The 12738-nt window shown below is 61.2% G+C and carries 7 protein-coding genes, 2 tRNA genes and 2 rRNA genes (1 of these 11 running past the window's edge); 4 read left to right on the plus strand and 7 right to left on the minus strand.

From position 1 onward, the window contains the following. From H8A92_RS05060 to H8A92_RS05075, 4 genes are all read right to left on the minus strand, one after another. A 23S ribosomal RNA gene (locus tag H8A92_RS05060) occupies positions 1-1156 on the minus strand (it extends 1690 nt beyond the left edge of the window). A 431-nt stretch (positions 1157-1587) separates the two neighbouring features. Beyond that, positions 1588-1663, minus strand: a tRNA-Ala gene (locus tag H8A92_RS05065). A 35-nt stretch (positions 1664-1698) separates the two neighbouring features. Then, positions 1699-1775 (minus strand) — tRNA-Ile (locus H8A92_RS05070). Between the two features lie 209 nt (positions 1776-1984). Then, positions 1985-3475: ribosomal RNA gene (locus tag H8A92_RS05075) — 16S ribosomal RNA — on the minus strand. The 16S and 23S rRNA genes sit together here with 2 tRNA genes alongside, the layout of an rRNA operon. A 1009-nt stretch (positions 3476-4484) precedes the next feature. On the opposite strand from H8A92_RS05075, the gene H8A92_RS05080 reads away from it, so the two are divergent. Further along, positions 4485-6557 carry a M23 family metallopeptidase gene (locus H8A92_RS05080; protein WP_229194752.1) on the plus strand — a complete coding sequence of 691 codons (2073 nt, stop codon included), beginning with the start codon at positions 4485-4487 and terminating at the stop codon, positions 6555-6557. A gap of 93 nt (positions 6558-6650) precedes the next feature. After that, positions 6651-6908 (plus strand): hypothetical protein, encoded by a 258-nt coding sequence (locus H8A92_RS05085; protein WP_229194753.1) that lies wholly within the window; start codon positions 6651-6653, stop codon positions 6906-6908. Positions 6909-6962: 54 nt separating this feature from the next. Here H8A92_RS05085 and clpB read toward each other — a convergent pair whose 3' ends face one another. Both clpB and H8A92_RS05095 read right to left on the minus strand, forming a co-directional pair. Further along, positions 6963-9614, minus strand: coding sequence for an ATP-dependent chaperone ClpB (gene clpB / locus H8A92_RS05090; RefSeq protein WP_229194754.1), 2652 nt, complete (start codon positions 9612-9614; stop codon positions 6963-6965). 191 nt (positions 9615-9805) lie between these two features. Next, entirely contained in the window at positions 9806-10369 is a 564-nt protein-coding gene (locus H8A92_RS05095; protein ID WP_229194755.1) for a helix-turn-helix domain-containing protein, read from the minus strand. A 57-nt stretch (positions 10370-10426) separates the two neighbouring features. Between H8A92_RS05095 and H8A92_RS05100 the strand changes: the two genes are divergently transcribed. Then, positions 10427-10942, plus strand: a complete 516-nt coding sequence (locus tag H8A92_RS05100) for a GNAT family N-acetyltransferase (protein WP_229194756.1) — start codon at positions 10427-10429, stop codon at positions 10940-10942. Positions 10943-10998: 56 nt separating this feature from the next. Continuing rightward, the gene (locus H8A92_RS05105) at positions 10999-11790 is read left to right on the plus strand and encodes an MOSC domain-containing protein (protein ID WP_229194757.1); all 792 of its coding nucleotides are present in this window, start codon (positions 10999-11001) and stop codon (positions 11788-11790) included. Positions 11791-11831: 41 nt separating this feature from the next. On the opposite strand, the gene H8A92_RS05110 is transcribed toward H8A92_RS05105, so the two are convergent. Further along, positions 11832-12497: a TIGR02594 family protein gene (locus H8A92_RS05110; protein WP_229194758.1), complete on the minus strand. Its 666-nt coding sequence runs from the start codon at positions 12495-12497 to the stop codon at positions 11832-11834. Positions 12498-12738: the final 241 nt, after the last annotated feature.

Below are 12738 nucleotides of genomic sequence, written 5' to 3' on the forward strand. Positions count from 1 at the left end.
GCTGCTTCTAAGCCAACCTCCTGGTTGTTTTGGGATTTCCACATCCTTTCCCACTTAGCCACGAATTAGGGGCCTTAGCTGTAGGTCCGGGTTGTTTCCCTCTCCACGACGGACGTTAGCACCCGCCGTGTGACTCCCGGATAGTACTCTCAGGTATTCGGAGTTTGGTTGGGTTTGGTAAGACGGTAAGTCCCCCTAGCCCATCCAGTGCTCTACCCCCTGAGGTATTCATCCGAGGCGATACCTAAATATCTTTCGCGGAGAACCAGCTATTTCCCAGTTTGATTGGCCTTTCACCCCTAACCACAAGTCATCGGAGCCTTTTTCAACAGGCACCCGTTCGGTCCTCCAGTGAGTGTTACCTCACCTTCAACCTGCTCATGGCTAGATCACTAGGTTTCGGGTCTAATACAACGAACTTGACGCCCTATTCAGACTCGCTTTCGCTGCGCCTTCGCCTATCGGCTTAAGCTTGCTCGTTAAATTAAGTCGCTGGCCCATAATACAAAAGGTACGATGTCACCCAGAACGTATCTTGGGCTCCATCTGTTTGTAGGTGTCCGGTTTCAGGTCTATTTCACTCCCCTCGTCGGGGTGCTTTTCACCTTTCCCTCACGGTACTGGTTCACTATCGGTCGCTGAGGAGTACTTAGGCTTGGAGGGTGGTCCCCCCGTGTTCAGACAGGATTTCACGTGTCCCGCCTTACTCGTGGATACATCATCGCATTACTCGTACGGGGCTATCACCCTCTGAGGCCCAGCTTTCCTGACTGGTTCCGATTGTCTTTGATGTATCACTGGCCTGGTCCGCGTTCGCTCGCCACTACTAACGGAGTCTCGATTGATGTCCTTTCCTCCAGGTACTTAGATGTTTCAGTTCCCTGGGTTTGCTTAAAACCTCCTATTTTATTCGGAAGTCTCATACCTTCACTTGATAACTGGAAATCCAAAACCTCACGGCTTGGTCTCAAACATCTCTGTTCAAACCCCAAGATCGGAGATCTTGGAGTTCCAGCTATCGAAGGTGGGTTTCCCCATTCGGAAATCCGTGGATCAAAGCTTCTTCGCAGCTCCCCACGGCTTATCGCAGCGTAGCACGTCCTTCATCGCCTCTCAGCGCCAAGGCATCCACCGAACACCCTTAAGGCACTTGATTGCTCTCATTATCAATGTCCACACACTCGGCAGAATGTTGTCTGCACAACTGCCCGAAGACCGAAGTCTTGGGCGCGCATCCTCGATGAATGCGATTGCGCAGCCGGACATTGACTAGAAAGACCAGCTTGCTTCGTAAGATCGGCCCGATAGCGAGGCGGTCAAGCTTCGCTACAAAGATCGTTTTACAACTCGCTCATCTCACTCATCTTGCGATGAATTTCGATGCGCGAGCGCCGAAAACGATCTGGAGATTAGGAATGGTACCCGCGAATTGCTTCGCAGATCCAAACTCGGATCGATCTCCTCTTTACGATGTCAGAAAACACGCACGTCACCGTCCATCCGGACCAATGAGTGCGAAGTGATGTTTCGCGGACGATTTGAACAGAGCTTCCTGCACAAGGTGCATTGTCGAGCTTCAATTCCATCTGGTGGAGCCAGACGGGATCGAACCGACGACCTCATGCTTGCAAAGCACGCGCTCTCCCAGCTGAGCTATGGCCCCGTACCAGAAGACGAATGCTCCGCACTCGATCAAAATGGTGGGCCTGGGAAGACTTGAACTTCCGACCTCACGCTTATCAAGCGCGCGCTCTAACCAACTGAGCTACAAGCCCCTAACACGAGAGACATGCCGGCGCGCACCCGACTTGCATCGGTGCGACGCACAGCGCTCAGCCCCTGGCGCGTGTTCGTCCGCGAAGAAAGAGAAACGAAGACGGCGAAATCCCGCCAATGGAGCTCAACAATCCTGAAATTGCTGGCCCCTGAATGTTTCTAAAACGATCCGATAGTGAGCGTGAGCTCGCTGAAGGATCATCCTTAGAAAGGAGGTGATCCAGCCGCAGGTTCCCCTACGGCTACCTTGTTACGACTTCACCCCAGTCGCTGACCCTACCGTGGCCGGCTGCCTCCCTTGCGGGTTAGCGCACCGTCTTCAGGTAAAACCAACTCCCATGGTGTGACGGGCGGTGTGTACAAGGCCCGGGAACGTATTCACCGTGGCGTGCTGATCCACGATTACTAGCGATTCCAACTTCATGGGCTCGAGTTGCAGAGCCCAATCCGAACTGAGACGGCTTTTTGAGATTTGCGAAGGGTCGCCCCTTAGCATCCCATTGTCACCGCCATTGTAGCACGTGTGTAGCCCAGCCCGTAAGGGCCATGAGGACTTGACGTCATCCCCACCTTCCTCGCGGCTTATCACCGGCAGTCTCCTTAGAGTGCTCAACTAAATGGTAGCAACTAAGGACGGGGGTTGCGCTCGTTGCGGGACTTAACCCAACATCTCACGACACGAGCTGACGACAGCCATGCAGCACCTGTCTCCGGTCCAGCCGAACTGAAGAACTCCGTCTCTGGAGTCCGCGACCGGGATGTCAAGGGCTGGTAAGGTTCTGCGCGTTGCGTCGAATTAAACCACATGCTCCACCGCTTGTGCGGGCCCCCGTCAATTCCTTTGAGTTTTAATCTTGCGACCGTACTCCCCAGGCGGAATGCTTAAAGCGTTAGCTGCGCCACTAGTGAGTAAACCCACTAACGGCTGGCATTCATCGTTTACGGCGTGGACTACCAGGGTATCTAATCCTGTTTGCTCCCCACGCTTTCGTGCCTCAGCGTCAGTATCGGGCCAGTGAGCCGCCTTCGCCACTGGTGTTCTTGCGAATATCTACGAATTTCACCTCTACACTCGCAGTTCCACTCACCTCTCCCGAACTCAAGATCTTCAGTATCAAAGGCAGTTCTGGAGTTGAGCTCCAGGATTTCACCCCTGACTTAAAGACCCGCCTACGCACCCTTTACGCCCAGTGATTCCGAGCAACGCTAGCCCCCTTCGTATTACCGCGGCTGCTGGCACGAAGTTAGCCGGGGCTTATTCTTGCGGTACCGTCATTATCTTCCCGCACAAAAGAGCTTTACAACCCTAGGGCCTTCATCACTCACGCGGCATGGCTGGATCAGGCTTGCGCCCATTGTCCAATATTCCCCACTGCTGCCTCCCGTAGGAGTTTGGGCCGTGTCTCAGTCCCAATGTGGCTGATCATCCTCTCAGACCAGCTACTGATCGTCGCCTTGGTGAGCCGTTACCTCACCAACTAGCTAATCAGACGCGGGCCGATCTTTCGGCGATAAATCTTTCCCCGTAAGGGCTTATCCGGTATTAGCACAAGTTTCCCTGTGTTGTTCCGAACCAAAAGGTACGTTCCCACGCGTTACTCACCCGTCTGCCGCTGACATATTGCTATGCCCGCTCGACTTGCATGTGTTAAGCCTGCCGCCAGCGTTCGCTCTGAGCCAGGATCAAACTCTCAAGTTGGACTTGAAACCTTTGAACCGGCTGATCACAACGTTTGACGAGGTCCCACCATTCTTCACCGACCGAAGCCGATGAGCTGCCGACGATTCACATCGCTGGCAACGATGGTGTAACCTTTAAAACGTGTACCGCCGAAGTCTTTCGTCCACTCTCAGAAGTCAAAAGCCGAAGCTTTCAAGTTTTCCGAGAGACGCAAGGACTCCGCCGTCCACGTTTCTCTTTCTTCATCTTCACTTGTCAAACAGCCCGGGATCCGATGACCCCACACCCTTGGAGGGTGGTTCTACCCTTCACCGACCGACAGTGAACCTCAACCGATTTATGTCGGCTGTTGTGTCACTCATCAACGAGGTGAGGAGCATCAGTGGCGCGTTCGCTCGCCTTGGTCAGTGACCCGGCGGCGCCGCGCTCAGTGGTTGGTTTATAGTCCCCACCCCTCGGGATTGTCAACGGCCATTGTCAACAAATCGTCGCACGCCGAAATCGCTTGTGCAGTGCGAAGAAATTCCCGTTTTTTCCGTGGCTTAGGTCGGAGGTAAAAATTCGCCACCCGGCGCGCGTGGTAAAAAACTTGAAAAAAAGTTTGTCGCCGGAGGGCTCGCCAGCCCCTTCCGAACGGGTTCCACGCCGCTCCAGGCGGGGCGGCGGCATGGACCTGCTTCAGGAAACTTTTCCACCCTAAATGCCGCACTTGAGCCACAATCCTGCGACGTTCTGGCTATAAGACATGCACTGAACCGCTCGTAACCTGTGGGGGCACGGGTGGTTTTTCTGAGGGACCAGGCGATTTTCTCCAAGAACCCGTCGCCTCGTCCCTGCACGGCCGAGCAATATCGAGAGATCTGCACACCATTGACGTTCGGGATCGCGGCCAGCGAATGGCCCTCGTCTCTTCGACCTCGATGCGTGTGGCTCGCCACGCTGCCGAATTCCCTCTCGGAGGGAGCGAGGTGGAGATGAGGACGAGCAGAGGACGATCGCAGTTGCTGGAATTTGGGGGGATACAGGGTTGAGCCAACGGGCGTCACGCGGAAGCGGCATTGGGCGCGAGACCGGGATGATCGATCTCGGTCACGAACCGCCGCTTTCAGTCGACGGCACCGAGGCTGCGGTGATCGATCGCCGCCGTGTCTCCGTTCAATGGTTCAGCGGCACCATCCTGACTGGCTTATGTGGCGCGGCCCTGATCGGCGGCGCCGTTTTTGCGTCGCTCGACGGCGAGATGACCTTCGCCAAGGTGCCGGAGCGCGTCGAAGGCGCGCTGCGCGGCGCCTTTACCGGCAATGATCGCGTCGTCAGCCTGCACAAGGGTGACCGCCTGCCGCCGCCGAGCGAATCTTCCGCCTCTCGCAGCCTGGTCCGCGTGTCGACCGTGACCCGCGTCGGCAATCGCGACGTGATGCGGGTACGGCCCTTCATCCGGATTTCCGGCAATCTCTCGATGACCACGAGCGATCTGTCGTCCAAAATACCGGCATTCAACGCACAGCGTCTATTGACCGATGTCGGCTCCGACACGCCGGCGGCGACCGAGGATCCGAATGCGGCGGATGCCGCCGAGCCCGACGCCGAGGTCTCGTTCGTCACCAAGGATCTCGGCTCCGTGCTGCCGAAAGCCAAGCTCGCCGCCGTCGTCGCGCTCGACGACGTGCTGATGCGGGTTCGTGACGCCGCCAACTGGCGCGGCTCCGGCAATTCAGTGCGCTACGCTTCACTGGCCAATGCCACGGCCGACGCAAGCGGCGCCGCCCCCGACATGAGGATGGCCTACGCCACCGAGGGCAACACCTCCGATCCCTATGCGGGCTTCGAGACCCGCGTGGTGCCGGAGAACGTCACGCTGCTGCCGAAGACCAAGGAGCAGGTCACCGGCGGCAATCCGGTCGGTGAGCGGGTTCACCTCGTCAAGAAAGGCGACACCATCACCTCGATCCTGCGCGATCAGGGCGCGACATCGGACGAGGCGAAGGCGATTGCCGCAATGCTCGGCCCGCGCGGCCGCGACGGCGGCCTGAAGGAAGGCCAGAAGGTGCGAATCCTGATGGCGCCGGCAGCTCCTGGACCAAATGTCAGGCTGCAGCCCTATCGCGTCGTCGTCGCCAATGATTCCGCCGTCGAAGCCGTCGCCGCCCTGTCCGATCTCGGCAAATACGTCGCCGTCGACGTGCAGAGCATGAACACCGTCAACGAAACCGCGGATAATTCCAGCGACGATGACGAGGATGATGGCAGCGGCGTGCGGCTCTATCAGAGCATTTACGAGACCGCGCTGCGCAACAAGGTGCCGCCGACCGTGATCGACGACATGGTCAAGATCTACTCCTACGACGTCGATTTCCAGCGCAAGGTGCAGCCGGGCGACTCGTTCGACGTGTTCTATGCCGGCGAGGACGAGGGCGTTACCAGCACCGAAAAAACCGAAGTGCTCTACGCCGCGCTGACCGTGGGCGGCGAAACCAAGAAATACTACCGCTTCCAGAGCTCCGATGACGGCCTCGTCGACTACTATGACGAGACCGGCAAGAGCGCGAAGAAGTTCCTGGTGCGCAAGCCGGTCAACAACGCGATCATGCGTTCGGGCTTCGGCGGCCGCCGCCACCCGATCCTCGGCTATGTGAAGATGCACACCGGCGTCGATTGGGCCACCGCCTACGGCACGCCGATCTTCGCTTCCGGCAACGGCGTGCTCGAGAAGGTCGGATACGAAGGCGGTTACGGCAAATACATCCGCATGAAGCATGCCAATGGCTATGAGACGGCCTACGGCCACATGTCGGCCTTCGCCAAGGGCATGGAGATCGGCAAGAAGGTGCGGCAGGGCCAGGTGATCGGCTTCGTCGGCTCGACCGGCCAGTCGACCGGCCCGCACGTCCACTACGAAATCCTGGTCAACGGCCGATTCGTCGATCCGATGCGCGTGAAACTGCCGCGCGGCCGCTCGCTCGAAGGCCCGATGCTGGCGAGCTTCGAACAGGCACGCGACAAGATCGAAGCCCAGATGTCGAGCCGCGGCAGCTCGCGCATCGTCTCGGACGCCACGAGCTCGACGTCGCAGACGCGCTCTATCACCACCAATCGCTGACGGCGGAACCGCCCTCGGGCAGTTCCGCACGGAACGATCCGCCCTCGATTCGGCTTGTCCCTGGCTAAGCAACCCCATGCAGAGGAGGCACGCATGGCCAGCCTCACCCGTGATGACGTGTTGAAAGCCGTCGGCAACGCCGACGACGTCACAATCGCCAGGATCATCGCGTCAGGCGCAACGATCACCGAGCTTGCCGAAGCACAGGCCTGGCTCGCCAATGACGAGCCGCTGATCAATGAGGGCAGGCCGCTGGCCACCGGCCGCGCCCGCGAGCTGGTCGACATCCTCTCCGAGCTCGAGCCCGTCGAGGACGACGAGCCCTCGCCGCCGATCGCCCCGCAGGGATGATTCGCGCAACAAACCCTCCCCGCGGCGCGCGGGAAGGGTTTTCTGTTGTTGCGATCAGTTCAGCTTGCGCTTCGAGACCGGGGCGTCGAACTGCACGATCTCGGCGGTCTTGGACACCTGACCGTTGAAGGTCAGCACGTTGCCCTTCACCGAAATCACCACGCGATCGCCGTCCTTGACCTCGCCGGCGAGGATCATCTCGGCCAGCGGATCCTGCACGCTGCGCTGGATCACCCGCTTCAGCGGACGGGCGCCGTAAGCCGGATCCCATCCCTTCTCGGCGAGCCAATCCCGCGCTTTCGCATCGAGCGTGAGCTCGATCTTGCGATCCTCGAGCAACTTGGTCAGCCGCGCGAACTGGATCTCGACGATACGGCCCATCTCGTTCCGCTGCAGCCGGTGGAACAGGATGATCTCATCGATGCGGTTCAGGAATTCCGGCCTGAAATGCGCCCGCACCACACCCATCACCTGATCGCGGACATCAGCGGTGTCCTCGCCTTCCGGTTGATTCACCAGGAATTCCGAACCGAGGTTCGAGGTCATGATGATCAACGTGTTGCGGAAATCGACGGTGCGGCCCTGACCATCGGTCAGGCGGCCGTCATCGAGCACCTGCAACAGCACGTTGAAGACGTCGGGATGCGCCTTCTCGATCTCGTCGAACAGCACGACCTGGTAGGGCCGGCGCCGAACGGCTTCGGTCAGTGCACCACCCTCGTCATAGCCGACATAGCCGGGAGGCGCGCCGATCAGCCGCGAGACCGAGTGCTTCTCCATGAACTCGGACATGTCGAGGCGGACCATCGCGGTCTCGTCGTTGAACAAATCAGCGGCGAGCGCCTTGGTCAGCTCGGTCTTGCCGACGCCGGTGGGGCCCAAGAACATGAACGAGCCGGTCGGCCGGTTCGGATCCTGCAGGCCGGCCCGGGCACGGCGCACGGCGGTTGCCACCGCACGCACGGCTTCGGCCTGGCCGACGACGCGCTTGGCGAGCGCATCCTCCATTTTCAGGAGCTTGTCCTTTTCGCCCTCGAGCATCTTGTCGACCGGCACGCCGGTCCAGCGCGAGACGACCTGCGCGATGTGGTTGGCGGTGACCGCCTCCTCCATCATCTCGCCGCCGTTCGGGCTGCTGCTTTCGGCAGCCTCGATGTCGGCGAGCTTCTTCTCCAGGTCGGGGATCCGGCCATAGGCCAGCTCGCCCGCCTTCTGGAATTCGCCGCGACGCTGCGCATTGGCCAGCTCGACGCGCAACGCATCGAGTTCGCTCTTCAGCTTCTGGGCATTGGAGAGCTTGTTCTTCTCCGCACTCCAGCGCGCCGTCAGGGCCGTCGACCGCTCCTCGAGCCCGGCGAGCTCCTTCTCCAGGGTCTGGAGCCTGCTCTTCGAGCCGGCGTCGCTTTCCTTCTTCAGCGCCTCCTGCTCGATCTTGAGCCGGATAATGTCGCGATCCAGCGAATCGAGCTCCTCCGGCTTTGAATCGACCTGCATCTTCAGCCGCGCCGCCGCCTCGTCCATCAGGTCGATGGCCTTGTCCGGCAGGAAGCGGTCGGTGATGTAGCGGTTCGACAGCGTGGTCGCGGCCACCAACGCGGAGTCGGTGATGCGCACGCCGTGGTGCTGCTCGTATTTGTCCTTCAGGCCGCGCAGGATCGAGATGGTGTCCTCGACCGTCGGCTCGCTGACATAGATCGGCTGGAACCGGCGGGCCAGCGCCGCATCCTTCTCGACATGCTTGCGGTACTCGTCGAGCGTGGTCGCACCGATACAGTGCAGCTCACCGCGGGCGAGTGCGGGCTTCAGCAGGTTGGACGCGTCCATCGCGCCGTCGGTCTTGCCGGCGCCGATCAGCGTGTGCATCTCGTCGATGAACAGGATGATGCCGCCCTCGGCTGTCGAGACCTCCTGCAGGACGGATTTCAGCCGCTCCTCGAACTCGCCTCGATATTTAGCGCCGGCGATCAAGGCGCCCATGTCGAGCGACAGCAGCTTCTTGTCCTTCAGGCTCTCCGGCACGTCGCCGTTGAGGATGCGCAGCGCCAAGCCCTCGACGATCGCGGTCTTGCCGACGCCGGGTTCACCGATCAGGACGGGATTGTTCTTGGTTCGCCGCGACAGCACCTGGATGGTACGACGGATCTCCTCGTCGCGGCCGATCACCGGGTCGAGCTTGCCGTCGCGCGCAGCCTGGGTCAGATCGCGGGCATATTTCTTCAGCGCGTCATAGGCGTTCTCCGCAGTCGCGCTATCGGCGGTGCGGCCCTTGCGCAGCGCTTCGATTGCCGCGTTCAGGTTCTGCGCCGTGACGCCGCCCTTGCTCAGGATGGAGGCTGCCTCGCTGCCCTTCTCGAGCGTGAGCCCGAGCAGCAGCCGCTCCACGGTGACGAAGCTGTCGCCCGCCTTGTCGGCGGCTTTCTCCGCCGCGTCGAAGGCGCGCGCCAGTTCCGGCGACAGGTAGACCTGGCCGGCACCATTGCCCGAGACCTTCGGCAGCTTGTTCAGCGCCTCTTCGGTCGATTTCAGGATCGCTCTGGAATTGCCACCGGCACGGTCGATCAGACCGCCGGCGAGCCCCTCATTGTCGTCCAGCAGCACCTTCAACAGATGCAGCGGTGAGAACTGCTGGTGACCGTCACGCATTGCGAGCGATTGGGCAGACTGGATGAATCCGCGCGCGCGCTCAGTGTACTTCTCGATATTCATTCGTTTTCCCTCGGCCTGCCATCGTCACCCATTCAGGCATGACAACGGCATCTTCATTGGGTTTCCGCAGGCCGCGTTGACGTTCCTCAACCAGCCTCTGGTCGTCGCCATCATTTTTCAGGCTTGCCGCAGATGTGGGCACTTGGTTCCGAAACGGAAGAGCCACAGTCCGCGATTTTGCCCGATCGAGCTCAGCGCCGCACGATGGCGACAAGGTAGCGGCAGGGCTGAGCAGTTTCGTTACGGAAGACGATGTCCGATGGGGGACCAAGCTCGACGCGGTCACCCGCAGCGAGCTCATGACGCTCCGTCCCTTCCATCAAGGTGAGGCGGCCGCTGATCACCCAGACCACCTGACGGACCAGATGATAGGCACTGGCGGGGAAGCCGGCTTCCTGCCTGGCAGGCAGTTCGACCTCGACCAGTTCCAGCGGATTGGCCGGGTGCAGAAACACCTGCCGTCGCAGATAGGCCGCCTTCGGATCTCGCCATACAGGCTGATCCTGGGCCCGCTGCAGGCGGGAAGTGGCCGAGGCAACCTCGAACAGCGCGGCCATGGTCAGGCCATAGGCGGTGGCGATCCGCGACAGCGTGGCCGCCGTCGGGCTCGCCTCCGCCCGTTCGATTTTGCTCAGCATGGCCTTGGACACGCCTGCCCGCCCGGCGAGTTCCGCCAGCGACCAGCCGCGCCCCTCCCGTTCGGCGCGAACCCGCCGCCCGAGAGCCTCATCGGCCTTGTCTTCTATAATTGACATATCGTCTTATATAATAGACGATGGCGTCCGTTCAAGAGGCTCGCTAGGGGAACCACGATGATTATCCGTCCCGCCACCGAGCAGGACATTCCTGCGATCACCGCGATCTTCAATGAGGCGGTCGTCAACTCGAACGCGATCTGGACGGAGAAGCAGGATTCCGAGGCCGAGCGGCTGGCCTGGATGAAGGCCCGGCTGGCGCTGGGTTACCCGGTGCTGGTCGCGGTCGAAGGATCTGTGGTGCTTGGGTACGGCACGTTCGGCGACTTCCGGGCCTTTCCGGGCTATCGCTACAGTGTCGAGCACAGCGTGTATATCCATGTCGATCATCGCGGCCGAGGGCTCGGCCGCGTCATTGTCGACGAACTCGTGGCGGCTGCGCGGGCGTTGGGTAAGCACGTCATGATCGCCGGTATCGACGGCGGCAATCCCGCCTCGCTCCGGCTGCACGCGCAGGCCGGCTTTGTCGAGGTCGCCCGGATGCCGGAGGTCGGACGCAAGTTCGGCCGCTGGCTCGAACTCGTGTTCATGCAGCGTGTCCTCGACACCGAAGGTGCGGCGCGGCCCGACTAGCAGCCTCACCGCTGGCGGCGGTTCTCCTCGCCCGTCAAACAGGCTAGAGCGGCCGGATGGACATCACGCACGCTTCCTCCGCCCGGATCACCGGCATCTACCGCTACCCCGTCAAGGGTCTGACGCCCGAGCCCCTGCCCCGCGCAGAGCTCAAGGTCGGCGAGACGCTCCGCTCGGATCGCCGCTACGCGATCGAGAACGGCCCGAGCGGCTTCGATGCATCAGCTCCGACATGGCTGGCGAAGCCGCATTTCCTGATGCTGCAGCGGGACGAGTGGTTGGCGCCGCTGCGCGCCCACTACGACGACGACAGCCATGTGCTGACGCTGCGCCGGGACGGCGCAATGGTGGCCCAGGGCGATCTCGAAACGGCGGAGGGGCGCGCGGCGATCGAGCGCTACTTAGCCGATCACCACGCCGGCCAGATCAAGGGACCGCCCAAGGTGCTGGTGAGCCCCGGCCACAGTTTCTCCGACGTGCCGCGCAAGGTGGTCTCGATCATCAACCTGGCGAGCCTGCGGGCGATCGAGGAGATGGTGCAGGCGCCGGTCCATCCGCTGCGTTTTCGCGCCAACCTCTATGTCGAGGGCTGGCCGGCCTGGCATGAAGCCGACCTGCTCGACCAGACCATCGCGATCGGCAGCGCGCGCGCCAGGGTGGTGAAGCGCATCACCCGCTGTGCCGCGGTCAACGTCGATCCCGATACCGGCGCGCGCGACCTCTCGGTCCCGAACACGCTGATGCAGCGCTTCGGCAACAATGAATGCGGCATCTACGCCGAGATCATCAGTGAGGGCGGCGCGGCCGTCGGCGACATGATTGCCGCCGAGCAGCCTGTCGTTTCGTAGAGAGGGCAAGGCGCGCACGCCGAGCCCACCGTTTCGACCGATCAGTTCGTCGGCATCACATAGGCGTAGATGCGGCCGCGCGAGACTGGCGTCTCGCGGACGCGATGGCTGCTGTTACCCGAGATCATGATCGGATTGCCCTTGGCATCGACGCCGGTGATGATGCCGACATGGCCGCCGCCGCGGCGGCCCATCACGGCGATGGCACCGACCTGCGGACCGGAAATGCGCGTGCCGTATTTCGCGAACGAGCTCGCCATGTCGGAGCCGGTGCCGCGATGACCGGTCTGCTGCAGCACCATGTTCATGAAGCGCGCGCACCACAGGCTGGAGCGGCCGGTCGGGTTGCCGCCGAGATAGCGGCGCGCCGTGGCGACGATGCCGGACGAGCCGAAGCCGTCTGCCGCGCTCACGCCACCGGTGTTGGGCACGGTTTCGATGCCGCCCGGCAACGCGGCCGCATTGGCCTCGTTGAAATCACCCGACTGCATCTGTTCGCGGCGCTCGGCACGAGAGAGTCGTGCGACGTGCCGATAGTGACGATGAGCGGAGTGGCGCGCGTGATGGCCGGCATGAGCCGAATGCGCGTGACGCGAGTGGTGCGGACGGGCAGATGCCGGAGCGGCGGAGATGACGGCGAGAGTGAGTGAACACAGAGCCAGCGCCAAAACTCGAAGCGACCGGCGATACGCAAGCAACTGAACCATACTTCACGAGATCCTCTGTAACGCCCCCCAACTCCCCGTCGCGTTCCCGTGTCATTCCCCGGGGAAACGCGGCGGTGGTTTTGAAAATCACGATGTGGCGCGAGGAAGATTTCATGCGGCGCTGCGGAAACGATTTCTGGGTCATTCCGGGCAAATTCCATGACGAAAATAGTCAGGACTGCCGCATTGCAGCCGCGGAAATTAATTGCAAATCTGAAGCCGGCCAACGAGAGGAGAATTC

Source organism: Bradyrhizobium acaciae (assembly GCF_020889785.1).
GTDB classification, from domain to species: Bacteria; Pseudomonadota; Alphaproteobacteria; order Rhizobiales; family Xanthobacteraceae; genus Bradyrhizobium; species Bradyrhizobium acaciae.